The sequence below is a fragment of the Cupriavidus sp. IK-TO18 genome (assembly GCF_015549295.1).
Classification (GTDB): domain Bacteria; phylum Pseudomonadota; class Gammaproteobacteria; order Burkholderiales; family Burkholderiaceae; genus Cupriavidus; species Cupriavidus oxalaticus_A.
The window spans coordinates 210,977-236,689 of sequence record NZ_JADGMP010000009.1 but is presented as its reverse complement, the minus strand read 5'-3'; the positions used below and the strand labels follow the sequence as shown (position 1 = coordinate 236,689).

At 72.5% G+C, this 25,713-nt stretch carries 7 protein-coding genes; 6 read left to right on the top strand and 1 reads right to left on the bottom strand.

The window, feature by feature from the left end; all coding sequences use genetic code 11:
* Positions 1–116: 116 nt before the first annotated feature.
* From IPF36_RS09570 to IPF36_RS09555, 4 genes are all read left to right on the top strand, one after another.
* On the top strand, positions 117–1,190 hold the full coding sequence (locus IPF36_RS09570) for a TauD/TfdA family dioxygenase (protein ID WP_135702898.1): 1,074 nt from the start codon (positions 117–119) through the stop codon (positions 1,188–1,190).
* A 126-nt stretch (positions 1,191–1,316) separates the two neighbouring features.
* Complete coding sequence (locus IPF36_RS09565) at positions 1,317–10,574, top strand: non-ribosomal peptide synthetase (RefSeq protein WP_195427862.1); 9,258 nt, start codon at positions 1,317–1,319, stop codon at positions 10,572–10,574.
* Positions 10,567–13,644, top strand: a complete 3,078-nt coding sequence (locus IPF36_RS09560) for an amino acid adenylation domain-containing protein (protein WP_195427861.1) — start codon at positions 10,567–10,569, stop codon at positions 13,642–13,644. Before IPF36_RS09565 ends, IPF36_RS09560 begins: the two co-directional genes overlap by 8 nt.
* Positions 13,645–13,679: 35 nt before the next feature.
* Entirely contained in the window at positions 13,680–19,733 is a 6,054-nt protein-coding gene (locus IPF36_RS09555; protein ID WP_195427860.1) for a non-ribosomal peptide synthetase, read from the top strand.
* A 12-nt stretch (positions 19,734–19,745) separates the two neighbouring features.
* Here IPF36_RS09555 and fhuF read toward each other — a convergent pair whose 3' ends face one another.
* Positions 19,746–20,480 (bottom strand): siderophore-iron reductase FhuF, encoded by a 735-nt coding sequence (fhuF, locus tag IPF36_RS09550; protein WP_195427859.1) that lies wholly within the window; start codon positions 20,478–20,480, stop codon positions 19,746–19,748.
* 278 nt (positions 20,481–20,758) lie between these two features.
* Here fhuF and IPF36_RS09545 point away from each other — a divergent pair, with 278 nt between their 5' ends.
* Together IPF36_RS09545 and IPF36_RS09540 are read left to right on the top strand one after the other, a co-directional pair.
* A complete protein-coding gene (locus IPF36_RS09545; protein WP_195427858.1) occupies positions 20,759–23,986 on the top strand; it encodes a non-ribosomal peptide synthetase in 3,228 nt (1,075 codons plus the stop codon).
* A complete protein-coding gene (locus IPF36_RS09540; protein ID WP_195427857.1) occupies positions 23,983–25,662 on the top strand; it encodes a cyclic peptide export ABC transporter in 1,680 nt (559 codons plus the stop codon). Before IPF36_RS09545 ends, IPF36_RS09540 begins: the two co-directional genes overlap by 4 nt.
* Positions 25,663–25,713: the final 51 nt, after the last annotated feature.

Genomic DNA, 25,713 nt, shown 5'->3' with positions numbered 1-25,713 from the left:
CACTCGCTTCACACTTTCAATGTGCAGACATGGTTCGCGAGGCTGCCCCCGTTGGCCTCCATTGACTCCCAGGCCGCAACCGGCCTCGCGAACGCACCCGTAGAGGCAACAGGGATATGGACACGACCAGTACCATCGCCGACCTCAGGGCGGACCACCGCGCCGCTGCCGGCGTGGCTACCGCCGCAACCTCAGCCACCTCGGCAAGCAACGCCGGGGCAGGCGGACTGCGTATCGCCCCGCTGTCCGCGCAAGGCGCGCTGCCGCTGGTGGTCAAGCCGGACGGCGGCACCGACTGGCGCGGCCAGTTCCATGCCATGGCGGCGATTGCCGCCGAGCAGTTGCCGCGCGTCGGCGGCGTGCTGTTCCGTGGCTTTCATTTCGATGACGACACCGCGTTCCGCGCCTTCGCCAGCGCCTTCGGCCATCCGCTGCTGAGCTACGAGTTCGGCTCCACGCCGCGCTCGCAGGTCAGGGAGGGCGTCTACACCTCGACCGAATACCCGGCGCACCAGGTGATCCCGCTGCATAACGAGCAGTCGTACACGCTGCAGTGGCCGATGAAGATCTGGTTCCACTGCGTGCAGCCGAGCGAATCCGGCGGCGAAACGCCGATCGCCGACAGCCGCCTGGTCTACCAGCGCCTCGACCCAGCCATCCGCGAGCGCTTTGCGCAACGCCGGCTGATGTACGTACGCAACTACGGCAACGGCCTCGACCTGAGCTGGCAGCGCGCCTTCAACACCGAAGACCGCGCGCAGGTGGAGCGCTTCTGCCGCGCGCAGCGGATCGAGTTCGAATGGAAGCCCGACGGCGAGCTGCGCACGCGCCAGCTGTGCCAGGCGGTCGCGCGCCATCCCGTGACCGGCGAGATGGTGTGGTTCAACCAGGCCCACCTGTTCCATGTTTCCAACCTGGCGCCGCACGTGCGCGAGACCTTGCTGGACGTGGTCGGCAGCGTCGACGAACTGCCGCGCAACGTCGTCTACGGCGACGGCGCACCGCTGGAAGACGATGCGCTGGCCTCGATCCGCGCCACGCTGGACCAATGCACGGTGCGCTTTCCCTGGCAGCAGGGCGACGTGCTGATGCTCGACAACATGCTCGCCGCCCACGGGCGCGGCACCTTCACCGGCGCGCGCCGCGTGATCGTCGCCATGGCCGAGCCCGCGCCGCCCGGACTGGGGTGAGGCGCGTTTCCCGTCTGATCACTCCTGGCCGGGCTGGCTGCGCCTGCCCGGCGGGGACCTGTCATCTCCAACGCTTTCGCCATGTCGTCTTCCGAAGCTCCCTTGCCGGCCGAAACTGGCGCCCTTATGCGAACCCTGCGCGCCGAAGGCGTGCGCCTGCGCCTGCATGACGGGCGCTGGCGCGTGGCTGGCGACAGCGCGGCCGGCACCGATGCGCAGCAGGCCGCGGCCGGGCTGCTGGCAACCCGCGCCGCCGAGGCCGATGCGTGGCTGGCCGCGCATCCCGGCTACTTCGACCGCTATCCCGCCGGCCCCGGCCAGCTCGCGCTGCTGGCGTTTCATCGCCGCCATCCGCACAGCGCCGCCTACAACATGGTGTTCGCGATCGAGGTGCCGGCTGGCCTGCGCTTTGAGCTGCTCGAACAGGCGGTGCGCCACGTGGTGGACTGCCATGAGGCGCTGCATAGCGGCTTTATCGAGGAAGACGGCGAGATCGTGATGGCACGCCCCGCGGGCTTTGCCGCGGAGGTGTCGCTGACGCGTGCCGACGGCCTCGATGAAGCGGGCCTGCACGCCTGGTTCGAGCGCGAAGCCGACGAACCGTTCGACCCCGATGCGGGGCAGGTCTGCCGTTTCCGCTTCCTCGTCTCGCGCCAGCCGGGCGGCGCCGACCGCATGTGGATGTGCGCGGGCATGCACCATATCGCCGGCGACTACCTCGGGTTCGAGCTGGTCTGCGACCAGATCTTCGCCACCTACGAGGCGCTGTGCGCCGGCGCAGCGCCGATGGCGTCGCAAAGCGGCCGCTACCGCGACTGGCTTGCGCGCCAGCGGCAACTGCTGGCAGGCCCGCGCGGCGCTTCGCTGCGCGCGTACTGGGAAGGCGTGCTTGAAGACGCGCCCGCGGCGCCGGCGATGCCCGGCACGCTGGACGCGGAATCGCGCCACCGCGGCGCCGAACTCGAATTCCGCCTCACGCCGCAGCAGACGGCAGGCCTGCGCGAGCTGGCAACGCAGCTGGAAGTCAGCCTCTTCGTGGTGATGCTGGCGCTGTTCAAGACGGTCGTGCACCGCGCCAGTGGCGAGGACGATTTCCTGATCGGCACGCCGACGGCGGGCCGATCAGGCGCACAGTCCGCCGACCTGATCGGCTTTACGCTGAACACGGTGCCGCTGCGCGCAGACTTCTCCGCCAATCCGGCCTTTGCCGCGGTGGTGCGCGACTGCGCCCGGCAGATGCGCGGCGCGCTGCGCCACCAGCAATATCCGCTGGCGCGCATGGGCGGGGAGGGGCCGCTGTTCCGGCATATGACCACCTTCGTGCCGGTGGGGCCGCGCAACGTGCTGGGCCGCTACCTGGTGCGCGAATACCTCGCCACCCAGCGCGGCGCAGCCAACGACATGAACCTGCGCTGGCAGGACGAGGGCGATCGCCTGCGCGGGCAATGGCGCTATGACGCCGACCGGTTCGACGCGCAGTCCGTCCAGCGCCTGATCGCCACGCTGCGCGCTGCGGTGGATGCTGTGCTCGACAACGCCGACGCGCGTGTCGGGGACCTGCCGCTGTATGAGGCGGCGGTGCTCTCCGATATGCGCGCTGGCCGCATCGAGCGGCACGCCACCGCGCTGGCGGCCTTCGAGGCCGGCGTGCGCGCGCATCCCGGGCGGCTCGCCGTCGATGCCGCCGATGCGCAATGCAGCTACGCCGCGCTCGATCGCGCCGCGACCGCGCTCGCCGCAAGCCTGCGCGACGGTGGCGTCCGGCCCGGCGATGTGGTCGGCCTGCTGCTGCCGCGCGGCGCGCGCATGGCTGCCGCCATGCTTGGCGCATGGAAGGCCGGCGCCGCCTTCCTGTGCCTGGACGCCGGCATGCCCGCCGCGCGGCTGGCGCAACTGGCCGCCGATGCGTGCCTTGCCGCCGTGGTGGGCGAGGGCGAGCGGCCGCAGTGGCTGGCGCAATCCACGCCGGGCGCAGCCTGGCATGTGTCCTCGCTCGCGAGCGAGGACACAACCGGCGCTGCCGCATGGCCCGCCGCCGCTCCGGCACAGCCCGCCTACCTGATCTACACCTCCGGCTCGACCGGCACGCCCAAGGCCGTGGTGGTCACGCAAGGCAACCTCGCGCATTACGCCGCCGGCGTGCTGCGCGCGCTGGCGCTGCCGGCAGGGTCGTCGCTGGCGTCGCTGTCCTCGGTGACGGCCGACCTCGGCCACACCGCATGGTTCGGCGCGCTGCTCGGCGGCCACACGCTGCGCGTGCTGGACGACGCGCTGGCGGAAGACCCCGAAGCGCTTGCCGAAGCCCTGGCAGCGCGGCCGGTCGATTGCCTGAAGATCGTCCCGACGCACCTGCGCGCGCTGCTGGCGGTGGCCGATCCCGTGCGGCTGGTGCCGCGCCAGTGCCTGGTGTTCGGCGGCGAGGCGCTCGACGCGGCGCTGGTGGCGCGCGTGCAGGCGCTGCGCCCGGCATGCCGCGTGGTCAATCACTACGGCCCCACAGAAGCCACGGTGGGGTGCCTGACGCATGCGGTGCCTGACGCCGCTGTGGCGGGTCCAATTCCCGTCGGCCAGCCGCTTGCCGGCGTCAGCGCCTGCGTGCTCGACCGCCACCTGAACCGCGTGCCGCGTGGCGCGGTGGGCGAGCTCTATATCGGCGGCGCCGGCGTCGCCAGCGGCTACCTGCGCCGCCCCGCGCTGACCGCCGAGCGTTTTGTGCCGGACCCGTTCCAGCCGGGCGGCCGCTTGTACCGGACCGGCGACCGCGTACGCATGGACGAAGACGGCGCCATCGTCTTCCTCGGCCGCGCCGACGCACAGGTCAAGATCCGCGGCTTCCGCGTCGAGCCGGGCGAAGTCGAAGCATGGCTGCGCCAGGCGCCGGGCGTGCGCGATGCCATGGTGCTGGCGCTGCCGTCGCCGGCGGGCGAGGGGCTGCGGCTGGTCGCCTACCTGGTGGCCGACGCCGGCCTGGATCTCGATACCCTGCGCACCACCATGTCCGCCGCGTTGCCGGCGCCGATGCTGCCTGCCGCGTTCATTGCGTGCGACGCCTTCGCGCGGCTGCGCAACGGCAAGGTCGATCGCAAGGCGCTACCACCCGTGCCCGGCGAGGCCGTGGCGCCGGCGCAACCGGCACCGGGCGACGAGACCGAGGCGACGCTGGCGCGCCTGTGGGCAGGCGTGCTCGGACGCGAAAGCGTGGGCGCCGACGGCAACTTCTTCGCGCTCGGCGGCGATTCCATTCTTGGACTGCAACTGGTCGCGCAGGCGCGCAAGGCGGGCCTGCCTCTGACGCCCAGGCTGCTGTTCGCGCATCCCACGCCGGCGGCGCTGGCTGCCGTGCTGCGTGCGAACGCGGCGCCAGCCGCCGCACAGGCGGCCGCCATCGAACAGATGCTGGCGGGATTGTGGCGCGAAATCCTGCAACGCGAGCAGATCGACCGCGATGCGGATTTCTTCGCGCTCGGCGGCGATTCCATCCTGGCGCTGCAGATCGTCGCCAGGGCGCGCGCGCAGCAGCTGGTGCTCGCGCCCAGGGACCTGTTCGCGCACCCGACGCTGGCACGCCTGGCGGTCCATCTCGCCGCGCGCGAGAAAACTGCCAGTGCAGCCGCAACGCCAGCGGCTGCGCAGCCCTTTGCGCTGAGCGGCTGCGACACGCAGGCGCTGGAGCGTCTGCGCAGCCGAGCGGGCGACATCGAAGATGCCTATCCGCTGTCGCCCCTGCAGGAAGGCCTGCTGTTCCACCACCTGCGCGATGGCGGCAACGGTGCCTACGTCAACCAGCTGGTGCTGCAGGTCGAGGGTCCGCTCGACACCGAACGCATGGCCGCCGCCTGGCAGGCGCTGCTGGACGACCACCCGATCTTGCGTACCACCTTTGCCGCGGCAGGCGAAGCGGGCGGCGACCGCGCGCTGCAATGCGTGCATGCGCGCGCAAAGCTACCCGTGACAGTGGAAGACTGGCGCGGGGCCGGCGCGCAGGCGGCGCGGCTGGCGGAGTGGTGCCATGCCGACCGCTCGCGCGGCTTCGATCCCACCGAGCTGCCGCTGATGCGGCTGGCGCTGCTGCGCACCGGCGACGCGGGCTGGTGGCTGGTCTGGAGCCGGCACCACCTGATCGTCGACGGCTGGGGCTCGGTGCAGCTGCTCGACGAGGCGCTGGCCCGCTATGCCGATCCGGCACATGCCCCGACGCCGCGCCGGCCGTACCGCGACTACATCGCCTGGCTCGCGGCACAGCCCGCATCCGCGCGGCAGGCCTTCTGGCGCGCTGCATTCGCCGGCCTGGCCGGCCCGACAGTGCTGCCGGGCATCGCACCCGCCAGCGCCCACGGGAAAACCGCGCCGCTTTGCCGCGACCTGATCCTGCCGGCCGGCCTCGACGCCAGCCTGCGCGCGCTGGCCGCGGCGCACCGCGTCACGCTCAACACCGTGATGCAGGCCGCGTGGGGCATCGTGCTGTCGCGCCACGCCGGCAGCGACGATATCGTCTTCGGCGTGACCTCGGCCGGCCGCCCCGCGGGCCTGGAAGGCGCCGAGCGCATGCTGGGCGTGTTCATCAACACGCTGCCGTTGCGGCTGCGTCCGCAAGGCGCGCTGGCGGTGGCGGACTACCTGCAGGCGACCCAGCACGCCGCCGTGGCGATGCGCGAGTTCGAGCACGCCGCGCTCGCGGAGATCCAGGCTGAGTCCGGCATCGGCGGAGCCCTGTTCGATACGCTGATGGTGTTCCAGAACCTGCCCGACCTGGGCGACCGCGCGCGCGAGGTGGCCGGCCTGCGCCTGCGCCAGCATGACAACATCGAGCAGACCCACTACGGCCTGACGCTGGAGGTCATGCCCGACAGCCGCTTCACCATCCGCTTCACCTGCGATGCCTCGCGTGTGCAGGCGCACCGGCTGGCGCAATGGATGGACGCCTACGCCGCCGTGCTGGCGTCGCTGGCCGCCGGCATCGCGCACGTGGGCGCCGCCGACATGCTCGATGGCGCCACGCGCGCCAGGCTGCAGGCATGGAGCGCGAGCGACGACACCAGCGTGACGCTTGCCGCCTTGCAGGACGACTACGTGCGGCGGGTCGCGCGCCAGGTGGCTGCGCATCCGCGGCGTGTGCTGGCCCGCTGCGGCGCCGGGACGCTGACCTATGGCGACTGGTGGGAGCGCGCCGGCCGCGTCGCCAGCGGCCTGCGCGCCGCCGGCGTGCGCCCGGACGATCTCATCGCGGTGCTGCTGCCGCGCGGGCTGGACTGGCTGGTCGCGCTGGCCGGCATCCTGCGCGCCGGCGCGGCGTGGGTGCCGCTCGATGTCAGCCATCCCGCGGCACGCTGGCAGCAGGTGCTGGCGCAGGCCAAGGCAGCACAGGTCCTGACGGATGCATCCGGCGTGGCCGCGCTGGCCGCCGCCGGCATTGCCGGCGCCACGACGCTGCCCGCATTGGAAGCCGGGGCGGCGCCTGCGCCCGACCTGCCCGCGCATCCCGCGCAGCTCGCGTACGTGCTGTTCACCTCCGGCTCGACCGGCGTGCCCAAGGGCGCGATGGTCACGCGCACCGGCATGCTCAACAACATGCTGGCCAAGGCCGTGCCGCTGGGGCTGGGCGAGGGCGACGTGATCGCCCAGACCGCGCCGCCTTGCTTCGACATCTCGGTCTGGCAGGCGCTGGCCGCGCCGGTGTTCGGCGCAGGCGTGGAGATCATCGGCGACGACGTGGTGCGCGATCCGGCCGCACTCACCGCACTGCTGGCGCAGCGTGGCGTGACGCTGTTCGAGCCGGTGCCGTCGCTACTGCAGGCCATGCTCGACTGCCAGGACGCCGAGGGCCGCGCGGCGCCGCTGCCCGCGCTGCGCTGGGTGTTGCCTACCGGCGAGGCGCTGCCGCCTGCCACCGCGCATGCCTGGCTGCGCCGCTATCCGGGCGTGCCGATGATGAACGCCTACGGGCCGGCGGAATGCTCGGATGACGTGGCGTTCCACCCCCTGCGCGCCGGCGCGCTGGCGCAGGCGGCACAAGCCACCGATACCGTGCCGATCGGCCGCCCCACCGCCAATGCCGTGCTGCAGGTGCTCGATGCCGACGGCAATCTTGCCGCGCCCGGCATGGTGGGCGAGATCGCGGTGGCCGGTGCCGGCGTCGGCCGCGGCTATCTGGCCGACCCGCGCCGCACCGCGGCGGCCTTTGTGCCCGATCCGACCGGCGCGCCGGGCAGCCGCCGCTACCTGACCGGCGACCTCGGCCGCTGGCGCGAAGACGGCGTGCTCGAATACATCGGCCGCAAGGACTTCCAGGTCAAGCTGCGCGGCTACCGCATCGAGCTGGGGGAGATCGAAGCCGTGCTCGCCGCGCATCCGGCGGTGCGCCACGCGCTGGTGACGGTGCACCGTGCCGCCGGCACCGAATGGCTGACCGCGTACTGGCAGCCCCAAGCCGGCCGCGCGCAGTCCGCGCATGGCGTCCTGGAAGCCGAGTTGTCTGCCAGCGTCGCCGCGCGGTTGCCCGCGTACATGGTGCCGTCCGCATGGGTGTGCATGCCGTCGTGGCCGCTCAATGCGAACGGCAAGATCGACCGCAAGGCGCTGCCCGCGCCGCAGGTCGTGGCGCAGGAGGGCGCACCGCCTGCCACGCCCGCCGAGCAAACCGTCGCCGGCATCTGGGAAGCGCTGCTGCCGGGCGCGCGCGTCGGCCGCGACAGCGATTTCTTCCGCCTGGGCGGCCATTCGCTGATCGCCACGCGCGTGGTGGCGCGGCTGCGCGCCGCCGGCCATGCGCAGGCCACGCTGCGCGATGTCTTCGAGGCGCCGGTGCTGCGCGACTTCGCCGCACGGCTGGATGGCGCCACGCCAGCGGTGGTGATGCCCGCGCTGGTTCCAGTACCGCGCTCCGCGCGCATGCCGGTGTCGCTGGCGCAGCAGCGGCTGTGGCTGGTCGAACGCCTGCAGGGCAACGCCGCAGCGGCCTACAACATGGCCGGGGCGCTGCGCCTGCGCGGGCCGCTGGACCTGGCCGCGCTGCGCCAGGCGCTGGCAGCGGTGGCGGCGCGCCACGAGATCCTGCGGACCGCCTATCCCGACGACGATGGCGAGCCCTACGCACGCATCGATGCCGCCGCCGACATCGGCCTGCCCCTGATCGACCTGCAGGCGCTTGCGCCCGAAGCGCGCGAAGCGGCACTGCGCGAGGCCATGCGGGAGCACGCAGCGCGCCCGTTCGACCTCGGCCACGCGCCGCTGTGGCGCACCACGCTGCTGCGCTGCGCGCCGCGGGAACACGTGCTGCTGGTCGCCATGCACCATCTGGTGTCGGACGGCTGGTCGGTCGGCCTGCTGGTCAACGAGATCACCCGCGGCTACCGGCACGCGCTGGCGCCGGAACAGCTCGCGCCGCTGCCGCCGCTGGCGCTGCAATACGCCGACTATGCCGCGTGGCAACGCGACTGGCTGCGCGGCGCCGCGCTGGAGCGGCTCACCGCTTACTGGCGCGGCGCGCTTGCCGGCGCACCGGCGGCGCTGGCATTGCCGGCCGACCACGCCCGCCCGCCAGTGGCGCGCATGGAAGGCGACGCCGTCGCGCTGCGGATCGACGGCGGGCGCATGGCGCAGGTGCATGCGCTGGCGCGCGCCGAGCAGGTCACGCCTTTCATCGTGCTGCTGGCGAGCTTCCAGTGCTGGCTGCACCGCGCGACCGGCATGGACGACCTGTTGCTCGGCACCGACGTCGCCGGCCGGCACGACGCCGCGCTCGAGCCGCTGATCGGCTTCTTCGTCAACGTGCTGCCGCTGCGCTCGCGCCGCATCGCCGGCGCCAGCTTCCGCGACGTGCTGGCGGCATGCCGGCGCGACGTGCTGGCCGCGTTCGAGCATGAGGGCTTGCCGTTCGACCGCATCGTCGAGGCGGCGGGCGTGCAGCGCGACCGCAGCCGCAACCCGCTGGTGCAGGCGCTGTTTGTGCTGCAGAACACGCCGGCCGGACAGTTGGGCATGCCTGGCGTGGAGGCCGGCATGCTGCCGCCCATCGAGCGCACGTCGAAGTTCGACATGGCGCTGTTCCTGGAGCCCGAGAGCGAACAGGAAGCGGCGCCGCTGCGCGGCGACTGGGTCTTTGCCAGCGCGCTGTTCGAATCCGCCACCGTGGCGCGCTTTGCCGCCGAATGGCTGGCCACGCTGGCAGCGCTGCTGCGCGCGCCGGACCAGCCCGCCGACCGCGTCAGCGCACACGCCCCGGGCGCCGCGCGCCTGTCCCAACCGAAACCCGAGGAGTCCCGAACCATGGAAACCAGCCAACGCATGGCGGCCAAGCTCGACCAGCTCAAGTCGCTGGCCCGGCCGCGCCCGGCTGCGGCCGCTGTGCCAGAGGCGGCCGTTGCCGACCCCGCCAGCCAGGTGCGGCTGCGCCCGCTGCGCGCAGGCGAAGTCTTCCCCATCGTGATCGAGCCGGTAGTGCCGGGCCTGGACCCGGTGGCGTGGGCCGCGCGCTCGCGCGAGCTGGTCGGCGAGACGCTGCACCGGCACGCCGGCATTGTCTTCCGCGGCTTCGACCTGCCCAACCCGCAGGCCTTCGAAGCCTTCGCCGAAGCCATGCACCCGGGCCTGTATGGCAGCTACGGCGACCTGCCCAAGAAGGAGGGCGGGCGCAACACCTACCGCTCCACGCCTTACCCCGAGCGCCAGATGATCCTGTACCACAACGAAAGCGCGCACCTCGAGCGCTGGCCGCGCAAGCAGTGGTTCTTCTGCGAGCTGCCCTCTGCCGTGGGCGGCGCCACGCCGATCGTCGACTGCCGCGAACTGCTGCGCCGCCTGCCGCCCGCGCTGGCCGAGGAGTTCGCCAGCAAGCAGCTGATGTACGTGCGCACCTTCACGCCGCGGCTGGACGTGGACTGGCGCGACTTCTACAAGACCGGGGACCGCGCCGAGGTCGAGGCGCGCTGCCGCGCCGCCGGCATCGACTGCCGCTGGCTGGACGGCGACGTGTTGCAGACGCGCACCGTATGCCCGGCCATCGTCAGCCACCCGGTCACCGGCGAGCGCAGCTTCTTCAACCAGGTGCAACTGCACCACGTCTCGTGCCTGGAGGCCGACGTGCGCGAAGACCTGCTCGAGATGGTCGGCCTGGAGCGCATGCCGCGCCACGTGATGTTCGGCGACGGCACGCCGATTCCCGACGAGGCCATGGCGCTGATCGGCGAGCTGTATGAAGCCTGCGCCGTGCGCTTCGACTGGCAGCGCGGCGATGTGGTGATGCTTGACAACATGCTGGCCGCGCATGCGCGCGATCCCTATGAAGGCCCGCGCAAGATCGTGGTGGCGATGGGCGACATGTTCGACCGCAAGCAGCCGGACGCCCAGCTTGTCGCCGCGCGCCCGCAGGAGAACGTGGATGCCTGAGATGCACGACGCCTGGAGTCCGACTCCCGAACAACAGGCCGCCTGGCGGCAATGGCGCAATGCGCCCGCGCCGCACGCGCACGTGGCGCGCATCGCGCTGGCTTGCCAGCCAGAGCCAGCCGCGGTGGACGCCGCGCTGGCCGTGCTGCGCAAACGCCATGACGTGCTGTGCATGGCTTATATCGACGATGGCAGCCAGCCGGTGGCATGCGTGCCGCAGGGCGCCAACGGCGCGGCCACCATCATCGTCGCGGACGGCGACGCGCTGGCGCTGCCGGCGCTCGATCCGGCGCGGGGCGACGTGCTGCGCGCCTGCCTGTGCCCGCTGGCCAGCGGCGGTGCCACGCTGTGGCTGCTGGCCAGCCCGCTGGCGGCAGACCGAAGCAGCGTGCTGCGCCTCGCCGAAGCCCTGCGCGCCGCCCTGGAAACCACCGCCGCGGACGACGCCGAGCCGCCGCTGCAATACGCCCAGTATGCCGACTGGCAGGCGGGCGCGTGCCTGGGCGAGGACGGTACCGGCGACGCCGGCCGCCGCTACTGGCAAGCTCAGGCGGCCGGGCTGCCCGCGCCGCTGCGCTTGCCCGACGCGCTCGCTGCCTCAGCCACGCCCGCCGAAAGCTGGCGCCACACGCTGCACGCCGCGCACCGCCAGGCGCTGGACGCGACCGCGCGCCAGCTCGGCAGCACGCCCGAGCGCGTGCTGCACGCCGCATGGTGGAGCATGCTGGCGCGCCTGTGCGCGCAGCCGGCATTCAGCGCCACATGGCTGCACGACTGCCGCCGCGATTACGGCGTGATGGCCGGCGCCGCCGGCGTGTTCGTCAAGGCGCTGCCGCTTGGCGTGCAATGGGATGACGAAGCCAGCCTGCGCAGCCACTGGCAGGCGTGGCTGTCGACGCTGGATGGCCACGCCGCGTGGCAGGAAGCGTGGCTGCCCGGTGATGCCGGCCCGCGCATCGGGTTTGCGGTATCGCCATTGCCCGCCGACGGGATCGCGCTGGCCAGTCCGGCGTGGCCGGGCTTCGATTTGGTGTGCGAGGCACTGGACGACGGTCAGGGCATGGCCGCGCTGGCGCTGCATGCGCAAGCCGGCGCGCTGCATCCGCGCGTGGCGCCATGGCTGCTGTCCCATCTCGCCGCGCTGATCGGCGCGCTGCCCGCCGCACTGGATGCGCCGCTGCCGTCGCTGTGGTGGCCGTCCGACGATACCTTGCGCGTGCCGCAATGCTGGACCGGCGACATGCCGGCAGCGGGGGGCGACTCGCTGCTGCACCGCATCGCAGAGCATGCACGCAACACGCCGGCGGCGCCCGCGCTGGATGCCGCCGATCTCGCACTCGACTATGCCGGCCTGCAGCGCACGGTGCACGCCGCCGCGCAACGGCTGCGCGCGCTCGGCGTCGGCCCCGGCACGCGCGTGGCGCTGGCATTGCCGCGCAGTGGCGCGCTGGTGGCCAGCCTGCTGGCGGTATGGGCCGCCGGCGGCGCCTATGTACCGCTCGATCCGGCCTGGCCGCAGGCGCGGCGCCGCAGCGTGCTGGCGCAGGCAGCGCCGGTGCTGACGATCGCGCAGCAGGCGTCGGCGGACGACGAGACCGTGGTCAGTGCCGATGCGTTGCTGGCCACGGCGGCGTCAGCAGCAGAGGCTGCGGTCACTGTCGATCCTGGTGCCGCCGCCTACGTGCTGTTCACTTCCGGCTCCACCGGCGAACCCAAGGGCGTGGTGATTGGCCACGCGCAGATCAGCCACTACACCGCGGCGGCTTGCGATGCGCTGTCGCTGTCGTCGTGCCAGCGCTTCGGCCTGACGTCGTCGGTAGCCGCGGACCTCGGCAACACCACGCTGTTCGCCGCGCTGTGGCAGGGGCGCTGCCTGGTGGTGGCCGGCGATGACGACATGGCCCACCCCGCGGCCTTTGCCCGCTACCTGCGCGGCCGCGCGGTCGATGCCATCAAGATCGTGCCGTCGCACCTGGCGGCGCTGCTGGAAACGGAAGCGCCCGCGGTGCCGGCCACCGTCATCCTTGGCGGCGAGCCGCTGCCGGCCAGCCTGGTCGGCACGCTGCGCCGCCACGCGCCCGGCTGCCGCATCTTCAACCACTACGGCCCGACCGAAACCACCATCGGCGTGATGGTCCATGCGCTGGGCGCAGACATGCCGGCTTGGGCAGCCGGCAACGCACCGCTTAGCCGCGCGCTGGGTGCGACCCGCGTGCGCCTGCTCGACGATGCGCTGCGGCCGGTGCCGGCCGGTGTAGCCGGGCAGCTTTACGTCGGCGGCCCGCAACTCGCACACGGCTACTTGGGCCGGGCGGACCTCGATGCGGCGGCGTTCGTCGACGATCCCTTCGTTGCCGGCGAACGGCTGTACCGCACCGGCGATCTCGCGCGCGCCACGCCCGCCGGGCTGCAACTGCTGGGCCGCGCCGACCAGCAGGTCAAGATCCGCGGCATCCGCGTCGAGCCCGCGGAGGTCGAAGCCGCGCTGCTGGCGCAGCCGGCGGTCGCGCAGGCAGCGGTGTGCGCAGTGGCGGGACCCGGCGGCGAGGCTGTGCTGTGTGCCTTGCTCGTGCCGGCAGCCGGCAGCGGCATCGACGCCGCCGCGCTGCGCCACACGCTGGCCGCGATGCTGCCTGACGCGATGGTGCCGGCGCGCTTCGTCCCGCTGCCCGCGCTGCCGCGCCTGCCCAATGGCAAGACCGACCGCGTCGCGCTGCGCGGACTGGTTCCCGCCGACAGTGCGCCAGCTCCGGTCGCAGCGCCGGCATCGGACGCGGTGGAAGCCCTGGTGTGCGCGTTGATGGCCGGGTTGCTGGAACAGGGCCAGGTCGACCCGCATGCCGATTTCTTTGCCCTCGGCGGCCATTCGCTGCTGGTGATCAAGCTGGTCGCGCGGCTGCGCCGCCGGCTGCAGGTGGAGATTGCCCCCGGCCTGTTGTTCGACCATCCGACCGCGCATGCGCTGGCCGCTGCCGTCAGGCAGGAAGCTGCGGACGATGACCTCGACAAGCTGGCGCACATGGCACTGGCCGCTGCTGCACCGCATGCGCAGGCCGTGGTGCCGGCGTAATCGCTCCCTGAAATCCATTGACAGGTCCCGCCCCCATGTCAGACGCATTGAGTACCGCGCACGCGCAAGTCGCCGCGCAAGTCGCCGAGCGCTTCGCCCGGCTGGAGCCGGCGCAGCGCGCCGCCTTCCTGGCCGCGCTGCACGGCAAAGGCGTGGCGTTTTCCACGCTGCCCATCGTGCCCGCGCCGCGCACTGGCGCGCTGCCGCTGTCGTACGCGCAGCAGCGCCTGTGGTTCCTGCAGCAGCTTGAGCCCGCCAGCACCGCCTATCACATGCCGGGGGTGTACCGGCTCGAAGGCCCGCTCGACGCCGCGGCGCTGCGCCGCGCGTTCGCGCAGGTCGGCGCGCGCCATGAAGTGCTGCGCACCACGTATCCGATCGATGCTGCCGGTGTCGCCTGCCAGCAGGTGCATGAAGACCTGCCACCGGCCTTTGATGCCATAGACGCCATCGACGCCGATCCGGACGGCCTCGACGCCACCGTCGCGCGCGTAGTCCATGAGCCGTTCGATCTCGCCGCCGGACCGCTGTGGCGTGTCGCGCTGATCCGCGAGAGCGCGCAGTCGCACGTGCTGGTGGTGGTGCTGCACCATATCGTCGCCGACGGCGCGTCGATCGTCCGCCTCGTCGCCGAACTGGCCGCCTGCTATGCCGGCACTCAAGCCGGCACGCAAGCCGGCCTGCCGCCATTGCCGGTCCAGTACGCCGACTATGCCGCCTGGCAGCGCAACTGGATGGAGGCCGGCGAGGCCGAGCGCCTGCTCGGCTACTGGCGCGAACGCCTGGGCGACAGCGCGGGCGCGGCGCTCGACCTGCCCGCCGACCGCCCGCGCCGCGCCGCGCGCAGCGGCGAGGGCGCCGAGCACGTGTTCACCATCCCCGCCGCCGTGGCCGCAACGTTGCGCGCGCTTGCCGCCTCGCGCCATGCAACGCTGAACATGGCCCTGCTGGCCGCCTACGCGGTGCTGCTGGGCCGCTATACCGGCCAGTCCGACCTGCGCATCGGCGTGCCGGTGGCGAACCGCCAGCGCAGCGAGACCGGGGCGCTGATCGGCTGCTTCGTCAACATGCAGGTGATGCGGGCGGAGGTCGACCCGGAGCAGCCGTTCGCCGACCTGCTGGCGCGGCTCGCCGCGCAGGCCGCCGCGGACCAGGAGCACCAGTCGCTGCCGTTCGACCTGCTGGTCGAGGCGCTGCAGCCCGACCGCAGTCTCGGCCAGCCCGCATTGTTCAACGTCACCTTCGACCATCGCACCGCCAGCGCGGCGGCTCTGCCGCAACTGGCGGGGCTGCGCGTGACGCCGCTGGAACTGCCGGTCACCACCGCGCGCTTCGAGCTGAGCCTGGCCACGGCCGAGCTGGCCGATGGCAGCCTGTGCGGCCGCATCGCCTACGCCGCCGACCTGTTCGATGCCGCCACGGTCGCGCGCATGGCGGGGCATTATGTGCGCCTGCTGCAGGCCTTCGCGGCCGATCCTGCGACCACGCCCGGCACCGCGGTGCTGCTCGCCGACGCCGAGCGCGCCGCGCTGGCACGCTGGAGCCAGCCCGACTGCCCGGCAACGCCGTTCGTGGCCGTGCATGCGCAGGTGGCCGCGCACGCGCGCCGCGCGCCCGCTGCGCCAGCAGTGCTGTATGGCGACGACGTCCTGACTTATGGCGAGTTTGAACGCCAGGCCAACCGGCTTGCGCACCGGCTGATCGCGCAAGGCATCGGTGCCGAATGCCGCGTCGGCGTGGCGCTGAACCGTTCACCGCGCATGCTGGTGGCGCTGATGGCGGTGCTCAAGGCCGGCGCCTGCTTCGTGCCGTTCGATCCCGCCTATCCGGCACGGCGCCTGCTCGACATGCAGCAAGACGCTGCGCCGCGGCTGCTGCTGACCGAGCGCGCGCTGCGCGATGCCTTCCCGGTCGCGCCGGACCTGCCAGTGCTGCTCTTGGACGACGGCGACGATGCCTCGTGGCCCGACCACGACCCAGCCGTGACGATCCATGCCGGGCAGCTGGCCTACGTGATCTACACCTCCGGCTCGACCGGCCGGCCCAAGGGCGTGGCCGTGGCACACGGGCCGCTGGCGATGCACGTGGTCACCACCGCCGCGTGCTACGACATCACCGCGGCCAGCCGCGAACTCCATTTCCTCTCGTTCAGCTTTGACGGCGCGCATGAGCGCTGGATGGTGCCGCTCGCCAGCGGCGCCAGCATCGTGCTGCGCGACGACACGCTGTGGAGCGTCGAGCAGACCTACGCCGCGCTGCGCCGCCACGCCGTCACGCACGCGGGCTTTCCGCCGCGCTACCTGCACCAGCTGGCCGCGTGGGCCGAGGCGCAAGGCGACCCGCCGCCACTGTGGCTCTACTCCTTCGGCGGCGAGGCCATGCCGCGCGCGGGCGTGGAACGGCTGACGCAGGCGCTGCGGCCGCAGCACATCATCAACGGCTATGGCCCGACCGAAACCGTGGTGACGCCGCTGGTGTGGAAGGCCGCAGCGGACGAAGCCGCCGCGCAGGTGAGCGGCGCCTATGCGCCGATCGGCAGGCCGGTCGGCACGCGCAGCGCGCACGTGCTGGACAGCCGGCTCGAGCCGGTGCCCGTCGGCGTGCCGGGCGAGCTGTACCTCGGCGGCGAAGGGCTGGCGCGCGGCTACCTCGGCCGCGCCGGCATGACCGCCGACCGCTTCATTCCGGATCCCTTCGGCGCGCCCGGCGCGCGCCTGTATCGTACCGGCGACCTGGTGCGCTGGCGCCCGGATGGCTGCATCGAATATCTCGGCCGGCAGGACCACCAGGTCAAGATCCGCGGCTTCCGCATCGAACTGGGCGAGATCGAGGCGCACCTGCTGGCCCAGCCCGGCGTGCGCCAGGCGGTGGTGCTGCCGCACGAGACGCCGGCCGGCACGCGGCTGGTTGGCTACGTGGCCGCGCCGGCCACCGTGCACGCCGAAGCGCTGCGCAGCGCGCTCGCCGCGGCCTTGCCCGACTACATGGTGCCGGCCGCGGTGCTGCGCCTCGACAGCCTGCCGGTCACGCCCAACGGCAAGCTCGACCGGCGCGCGCTGCCCGAGCCGCAGTGGCAGGCCGAGGCCGCCTACGCCGCGCCGGTGTCGGCGCCGGAGCGGATGCTGGCGGCGGTGTGGGCCGACGTGCTCGGCATCGCGCAGGTGGGCTTGCACGACAACTTCTTCGCGCTCGGCGGCGACTCGATCCTCAGCCTGCAGATCGTCGCGCGTGCCCGCCTGCAGGGCTGGCGGCTGACGCCGCGGCAGGTGTTCGAGCACCAGACCGTGGCCGCGCTGGCGCAGGTGGCACAGCGCGTGGACGTGGCGGCGGAGGATGCCGCCAATGACGCGGCGGAACATGGCGCGGCGCCGCTGACGCCGGTGCAGCGGGCTTTCCTTGGCCAACCGCTGGCCGCGGCCGCGCGCAACCGCTTCAACCAGTCGGTACTGTTGCGGTCCGGTTCGGCCATCGACACGGCGGCGTTGACAGCCGCGCTGGCGGACGTGGTTGGCCACCACGCAGCGCTGCGCTTCCGCTTCAGCCATGCCGATGACGGCTGGCACCAGCAGGCCGTTGTGAAGGCCGCCGACGCGTTCGTGTTGACGACGGCCGAAGCGCCCGATGCAGCGGCCATCACCGCTGCGTGCGACGCCGAGCAGGGAAAGCTGGATATCGAGCAGGGCCCGCTGCTGCGCGCACTTCAGCTACGCGTCGCGGATGGCAGCGAGCGCCTGTTCCTGGTCTGCCATCACCTGGTGGTGGATGGCGTGTCGTGGCGCATCGTGCTGGAAGACCTGCAGGCGGCATATGCCGCGCGGCTGGCCGGGCAGGCGCCGGCGCTGGCACCGGTGGGCGCCAGCTATGCCGCATGGAGCCGCACGCTGGCTGGCCCGGCGCGCGCCGTGTTTGCCGGCGAAGGCGCCTACTGGCAGGCAGTGGCTGAAGGCGGCCTGGATCTGCCGGGCGATGTGTTCGACGCTTCGGAGCCTCGCCCGGATGGCGCCTGCACGGCCAGTTTCGCCCTCGACGCGGCCACTACCGACGCATTGCTGCGGCGCGCCCACGCTGCCTACCGCACCGGCGTCAACGACCTGCTGCTGACAGCTTTTGCGCGCGCGTTGTGCGCTTTCACCGGCTGCGACGAGATCCGCATCCATGTCGAAGGGCACGGGCGCGAAGCCGAGGCAGCCGGCACGGCGCTAGACCTCAGCCGCACGGTGGGGTGGTTCACCAGCATCTGGCCGCTGCGCCTGGCCAGCGTCGATAACCTTGGCGACACCATCGCCGGCGTCAAGGAAGCCCTGCGCGCGGTGCCGCGGCGAGGACTGGGCTATGGCGTGCTCGGGACCGCCGTGGCGGCGCCGCAGGTGCTGTTCAACTACCTGGGCCAGTTCGACGGCAGCCTGCGCGCCGGGGCGGGCGGCTGGCAGGTGGCGGCGGAGGACACCGGCAGCGGCGTGTCCGCCGCGATCCCGTTGCCGGCACCGCTGGCCTTCGACGGCCGGGTCCAGCATGGCTGCCTGCAATTCCGCTGCACGTATCGCGGCGGCCAGTTCCGCGAGGCCACCATCGAGGCGCTGCTGGCGCGCATCGCCCAGGCCCTTCGCGACGTGGCATCGCATTGCGTGGCGCAATCCGCCGTGCGGCTGACGCCGTCGGACATGCCGGCCAGCGGCCTGTCGCAGGCGCAGCTGGACGCGCTGGCGCTGTCCGCAGACGAGATCGAGGACATCTGCCGGCCGACGCCGATGCAGCGCGGCATGGTGCGCCATGGCACGCGCCATCCGGGCTCGCCGGCGTACATGGTGCAGGTGCAGGCGACCATGGACGGGCTCGACGCCGAGCGCATGATCGCGGCATGGCGGGCCGCGCTGCGGCGCCATCCGGTGCTGCGCGCGCGCGTGGCCTGGCTGCCAACGCCCGGCGAGGCCGAGCCCCTGCTGGTGGTGCCGGCGCAGGCGCAACTGCCTGTCACCCGCCATGACTGGCGCGGCCGCAGCAGCCCGGCGCAGTCCGCCGCCGACGATATGGAATGGCAGGCGCTGTGCGAGGCTGAATTCCGCCAACCGTTCGACCTGTGCCGCGCACCGCTGATGCGGCTGACGCTGGTGCGCATCGCCGACGATGCCTGGCGCTTCCTCTGGACCTGGCACCACTTGCTGCTCGATGGCTGGAGCATGTCGCGGCTGCTGGGTGAAGTGCTGCGTGGCTACGACGGGGAACTGCCCGCCCAGGCGGCATCGTCGCTGCGCCGCTACGTGGCGTGGCAGCAGGCGCAGCCCGGCGCGGACGAGCATTGGCAAACGCGGCTCGCGCCGCTGCAGCGTCAGCCGGTACGGATCACGCGCGAGATCGCGCCGGCGCAGCGCGGCCAGCGCGGCCAGCATATGGGCGCCGTCGAGCATGTGGTGCAAGCCGGCGCGCTGCGCACGCTGGCCGCCTTTGCCAGCCGCCAGCATGTCACTGTCAACACGCTGGTGCAGGCCGCCTGGCTGCTGGCACTGCGCCAGGCCACCGGTGCCCGCACCGTCGGCATGGCGGTGGTCGGTTCGGGGCGCTCGGCGGAGCTGCCCGGCATCGAAGACATCATGGGCCTGCTGGCCAGCACGCTGCCGCTGGTGCAGGACCTGCCCGACACGCTGCGAGTGGCCGACTGGCTACCGGCGCTGCAGGCGGACAACGTGGCCCTGCGCGAAACCGAGCACGCGCCGCCGGCGTGGCTGCAGTCCTGGGCGGCCGGCAGCGACGACACGGCGCAGGCGCCGTTCGACACCATGCTGATCTACGAGAACTACCCGGTCGACAGCACGCTGCGCCAAACCGAGCGCGGCGCGCTGCGCTTCAGCGACGTGGGCAACCGCGGCCAGATGAGCTATCCGGTGACCGCCATCGTGATCCCCCGCGAAACGCTGACATTGCGCGTGGAATACGACACGGCCGCGCTTGACGACGCCGCGGCGCGGGAGTTCGCGCGGCATTGCCTGGCGCTGCTGCTCGCGCTGCCCGCACTGGCCGATGCCACGCTGGCCGAACTGCCGGCACGCGTAGCCAGCGCCAGCGAGGGCGGGGCGAGTGCGCTGGCTGCATAGGCGGAGATGGTTTCAGCTCGGCAGCAGGCGGCGCGGGCAGTCCCCGCACAGCGGGAAGCCGTGCAGCCGGTGGCGCAGGCAGCACAGCCGGCGCAGCCACAGCGTGGTGGTGGTGCCGTCGCGGGTGACGCGGTGCGCGCGCATCGGCGCATGCAGCGGGTTGTCGCGGCCGTCGGGGCGCGTGCGGGTGTCCATCAGCCACGCGGCATCTTGCGCCAGCGTCGCCTCGGTGGCCGGCAGGCCCGGCTGCAGCAGGGCGGGCGCGTGGCGGAACACCTCGGCGACGACGGCACCGGCATTGGCCCACAGCAGCCGCGGCGACGCGCCGCTGGCCGCGGCGAGCGCCTGCACCAGCGGCGCCAGCAGGTCGTCCAGCAGCGGGCCGTAGCGCTGGTGCGGCGGCGCCCGGTGCAGCGCCTCGCCGCCATGCGGCAACAACAGCGTCACGGCGCGGCCGCGCCGGTCGGCCCGGATCGCGGCGTCGCGCAGCGGCAGCACGTGATGCGCCAGCGCGGCGGCGGCCACCACGCCGGGCAGCAGCGACGAGAAGCCATGCCGCGTCCAGACCGAGCCGGTCACGCGCGAGTCGATGCTGCCGTGGTGCGCGGCGCTGAGCTGCAGCGCACGCGCGAGGGGGCCGGCGGGCGAGGAGCCGAGCGCGGCAATGGCGATGTCCGCAGGCGCGGGCGGGCCGGCCGCCACGGCTTCGGCGTATTGGCGCAACGGCCCCGGAAACAGTTCAAGCAACAGCGGTAGCGGTAGTAGAGCAGACAAGAGGCAGCCCTGAACGGCGTTGTATTTGTGCATCCAACGCCATCTTTAAAGTTGAAGATAAGAATGATTATCAGGTATATTCGCAATTGCATTTGTAGAGACAACCCCGTACCCGGGCGCTTTCCTGACCGTCAGCCGTGGCAGCGCGGCGGTGGCGAAGCGCTTGCGGCCATGCCGGGTCCACGGCGGGCCAGCGCGGGTCGAGGCAGCCAGGCCACCGGCGCCTGCATCGCTGCTCCGGAGAAGACCCGATGACGCAGCCCGATTTGACGATTCGAGCGCGCGCCGCGCACGGCCCGGCGCCGCTCTCCTTCGCCCAGCAGCGGCTGTGGTTCCTGCAGCGCTACGCGCCGGACAGCACCGCTTACAACCTGGTGCGCGCGTGGCGCCTGCACGGGCCTCTATCGGCGCCGGCGCTGGAGCGGGCGCTGGCGCTGGTGACGTCGCGTCACGCCGTGCTGCGTACCCGATTCTCGTCCGGCGACGGCGAGCCGTGCCAGCTGGTCAGCGATATGGCGAATATGGCGCCACCCGTGCAGTGGCTCGACCTGCCGGCAGGCGAGGTCGACGCGCTGCTGCGCAGTGAAGCCGCGCGCGTGTTCGACCTGCACGCCGCCGCGCCTTTCCGGGTCACCGTGGCCCGGCTGGATGACGGCGCCCATGTGCTGGTCATGGCCATGCACCACATCGTTTCCGACGGCTGGTCCAATCCGATCCTGGCGCGCGACCTGGCATGCGCTTATGGCGCCGCGCTGGATGGCACCGACCCGGGCTGGACACCGTTGCCGGTGCAATACGCGGACTATGCCGCCTGGCAGCGCGAGCGCCTGGCCGGCCCCGCGCTCGACGCCGCGCTGGCTCGCTGCGCGCAGCGGCTGGGCACGGCCATTCCCGCGCTGGAACTGCCGCTCGACGCGCCGCGTCCGGCGCGCCCGGCCGGCAAGGGCGGGCGCATCCGCTGGACGCTGTCGGATGGCGTGGCGGCGGCGCTGCGGGACTACTGCAGCGGCACCGCCGGCGGCGGCCGTACCACGCCGTTCGCCGTGCTGCTGGCGGCCTGGCAAGCGCTGCTGGCGCGCTACAGCGGCCAGTCCGATTTCGCGGTCGGCGTGCCCAATGCCGCGCGCACCCACGAAGAACTCGACGAACTGGTCGGCTGCTTTATCAACACCCAGGTCTATCGCGCGCGGCTGGCGCCCGGCCTGACCGGCCGCGCGCTGTGCCAGCAGGTGCGCGACGACGCCCGCGCCGCGCTCGACCATGCCGACCTGCCATTCGAACTGCTGGTCGACAAGCTCGCACCGGCGCGCGACCCCAGCCGCACGCCGGTATTCCAGGCGCTGTTCAACCTGCAGATGGGCGAAGCCGCGTCGCTTGCGCTGCCCGGCCTGCAGGCGAGCGCACTGCCGGTGCCCGACGACAGCGCCAAGTTCGACGTTACGCTCGACCTGCAGGCCAGCGCGACGCGCGTGCTGGCCACGCTCGAATTCGATGCCGCGCTGTTCGCCGAAGCGACGGCGCAACGCATGGCCCGGCACTACGAGCAGCTGCTCGGCGCGATGCTGGCGGCTCCCGACGTGCCGCTCGGCGCGCTGCCGCTGATGGACGCAGGCGAGCGCGCCCGGACGCTGGCTAGCGCCAACGACACTGGCCTGGCCCTCGACGCCGCCGACGACGTGGTGGCCCGCATCGCCCGCGCCGCCGCGGCCACGCCGGATGCCATCGCCATCACCGACGGCAGTGCCAGCCTGACCTATGCGGAGCTGGAAGCCGGCGCCAACCGCATCGCGCACTGGCTTGCCGGGCAGCAGGTGCGCACAGATACCCTGGTCGGCGTCTGCCTGCCGCGCACGCCGGCGCTGGTGGCGGTGCTGCTCGGCATCCTCAGGGCGGGCGCCGCCTACCTGCCGATCGACGCGCATCATCCGCCCGCGCGGAACGCCCACATCCTGCGCCACGCCAGCCCGCGCCTGATCCTGGCGGCGGCAGGCACGCGTGCCGCGCTGGGCGACAGTGCCGGCGTGGTGCTGGTCGACGGCGACACGCCGCCGTGGCATGCGGCGCCTGCAATCGCCCCGGCGCTGGATTGCCATCCGGCGCAGCTCGCCTACACGCTCTACACCTCCGGTTCGACCGGCACGCCCAAGGGCGTGCAGATCTCGCGCGCGGCCTTTGCCAACTTCCTGCGCGCGATGACGCCGGTGGTGCCGATGGACGGCAACGACCGCCTGCTGGCGGTGACCACGCTGGGCTTCGATATCGCGGGGCTGGAACTGTTCCTGCCGCTGGCCAGCGGCGCCCGCGTGGCAATCGCCACGCGCGACGACGCGCGCGATCCGGCGCGGCTGGCGGCGCTGATGTCCGCCTATGGCATCACCGTGATGCAGGCCACGCCCGCCACCTGGCAGATGCTGGTCACGCAGGCCACGCCCGCGTGGCAGGGCCTGCGCGTGCTGTGCGGCGGCGAGGCGCTGGGGCGCGAGCTGGCGACTGCGCTGCTGGCGCGCGGCGCCGAGGTCTGCAACGTCTACGGCCCGACCGAGACCACGGTCTGGTCCGCCGCGCATGCGCTGGCGGGCGAGGGCGCAGGCATGCCCGCGTGGGCGGTGGCGCCGGTCGGGCATCCGATCGCCAACAACCAGCTTTACGTGCTGGACGCGCGCCTGGAGCCGGTGCCCGCAGGCGTGGCCGGCGAGCTCTACATCGGTGGCGCCGGGCTGGCGCGCGGCTATGCCGCCGATCCGTCGCGCACCGCCGCGGCGTTCGTGCCCAACCCGTTCCATCAAGGCTCGCCCGGCGCCATGGCGGGCGACCGCCTCTACCGCACCGGCGACCTGGCGCGCAAGCGTGCCGACGGCATCGTCGAGTTCCTCGGCCGCCGCGACCACCAGGTCAAGGTGCGCGGCTTCCGCATCGAGCCAGGCGAGGTCGAGGCGGTGCTGGTCGCCTGCCCGGGCGTGCGGCACGCCGTGTGCGTGGCCCGCCCCGGCCCCGATGGCATGGCGCGGCTGTGCGCCTACTACGTGGCGGGGGCGCACGCGACCGACGACGCCATCCTGGCCCGCCTGCGCGAGCAACTGCCCGGCTACATGGTGCCGTCCAGCCTGACGCGCCTCGACGCGCTGCCGCTCAACGCCAACGGCAAGGTCGACCGCCAGGCGCTGCCGGAGCCGGCAGCGCCGCGCGCCGCGGCCGCGCTGTCGACGCCGACCGAGCACGCGCTGGCCGGGCTGTGGTGCGCGGTGCTGGGCGTGACCGAAGCCGGCGCCGATGACGACTTCTTCCTGCTGGGCGGCCACTCGCTGCTGCTGGTGCGGCTGCAGACCCGCATCCGCGAGCAGATGGCGTGCGAGCTGGCGCTGCCGGCGCTGTTCGCCGCGCCGGCGCTGCGCGACATGGCCGCGGCGATCGACCAGGCCGGCCGGCGCGATGCCGATGCCGACCTGGCCTTCATGAACGACCTGCTGGAGACCCTGTGAACCTGTTCCTGTCATTGCGCCGCCGCTTCGGCGGCCTGCTGTTGCTGGCGCTGGCCGCGGGTACCTGCAGCGCGCTCGCCGGCATCGCGCTGATCGCCGGGATCAACCGCATGATTGCCGCGCCGGCAGGGCTGGAAGTCATGGAGGCCGGCCGCATCGGCATCCTGCTCGGCCTGCTGGCGGTGCTGTTCGGCTGCGGCTTCGGCTCGCAGGCGCTGCTGACCGCGCTGGGCCACCGCGTGGTCTACGACATGCGCATGCGCATGCTCAAGCGCGTGCTCGATACCGATGTCGAGCGCCTGGAAGCGATCGGCGGCCCCACCGTCTATGCCACGCTGACCAAGGACATCGCCTCGATCGGCATGGCCTTCAATCGCGTGCCGTTCGTGTTCTACAACGGCGTGCTGGTGGCGGGCGGGCTGCTGTACCTGGGGTGGCTGTCGTGGCAACTGTTCGTGCTCGGCGCCGCGGTGCTGGGCGGCGGCGTGCTGCTGGCGCAGCGCTGGGTGCTGCGCATGCGCGGCCTGATGAAGGCCGTGCGCGACACCGACGACCGCCTCTACGCCGGCTACCAGGGCGCCATCGACGGCCGCTATGAACTTGCGCTGAATGCCTGGCGCAAGCAGGGCTTCTACCAGCGCGACTTCGAGCCCGCCGCCGAGTTTGCGCGCGCGCATGAAGTGCGCGCCGACCGCTACTGGGTGCTGAGCCTGTCGTTCACCGCGGCGCTGATCCTGGGTCTGGCCTGCGCGATCTTTATCGCGGGCGATGCGCTGGGCATTGCCCGCGAGCGCATCACCGCCTTCGTGCTGGTGCTGATGTTCCTGCGCATGCCGCTGAATGACCTCGTCGGCACGCTGCCGATCCTGATGACCGGCAACGTCGCGCTGCGCAAGATCGACACGCTGCGGCTGGCGCCGTACACGGAAGACTTCGCGCTGCTGCATGCCAGCCACAACGCGACGGTGCCGGCTCCGGGCATGCCGCTGCTGGCGCTGCAGGACGTGCGCTACGACTACCCCGGGCAAGGCGACGAGCGCGGCTTCCGGCTGGGCCCGGTGTCGCTGACGCTGGCCGCCGGCGAGACCGTGTTCATCGTCGGCGGCAACGGCAGCGGCAAATCGACGCTGATGAAGCTGCTGGCGGGCCTGTACCAGCCCACGGACGGCAGTGTCTGGCTGGCCGGCGCGGCAGTGGGTGCGGCGCAACTGCCCTGGTATCGCAGCCATTTCGCCACGGTGTTCTCCAACGCGCACCTGTTCGCGCGGCTGGTGGGTCCGGACGGCAAGTTCGATGCCGCGGTGGCCAATGCCTTCCTGAAGCGGCTGCACATGGACCACAAGGTCGCGATCCGCGACGACCTGCTGTCGACCACGCAGCTGTCGCAGGGCCAGCGCAAGCGGCTGGCGCTGCTGGCGGCCTACGTCGAGGCACGGCCGGTGCTGCTGCTGGACGAATGGGCCGCCGACCAGGACCCGGTATTCCGCGCCTACTTCTATGAATCGCTGCTGCCGGAACTCAAGCGCAGCGGCAAGACCATCGTCGCGGTCAGCCACGACGACCGCTATTTCCACGTGGCCGACCGCGTGATCCGCTGCGACAGCGGCGTGATCCGCGCCGACAGCGCCAGCGCCGGCATCGACGCCGGCAACAACCAACAACAGGCCGCCGCATGACGCGCGCCAACATTCAGAGGGAGTCAGCTCAAATGCAAAGCAACGCGTCTT

Excerpts from the sequence above, each read along its gene's own strand:
- IPF36_RS09570 (WP_135702898.1), top strand. The coding sequence starts at position 117 with ATGGACACGACCAGTACCATCGCCGACCTCAGGGCGGACCACCGCGCC.
- IPF36_RS09565 (WP_195427862.1), top strand. The coding sequence starts at position 1,317 with ATGCGAACCCTGCGCGCCGAAGGCGTGCGCCTGCGCCTGCATGACGGG.
- IPF36_RS09560 (WP_195427861.1), top strand. The coding sequence starts at position 10,567 with ATGCCTGAGATGCACGACGCCTGGAGTCCGACTCCCGAACAACAGGCC.
- IPF36_RS09555 (WP_195427860.1), top strand. The coding sequence starts at position 13,680 with ATGTCAGACGCATTGAGTACCGCGCACGCGCAAGTCGCCGCGCAAGTC.
- IPF36_RS09545 (WP_195427858.1), top strand. The coding sequence starts at position 20,759 with ATGACGCAGCCCGATTTGACGATTCGAGCGCGCGCCGCGCACGGCCCG.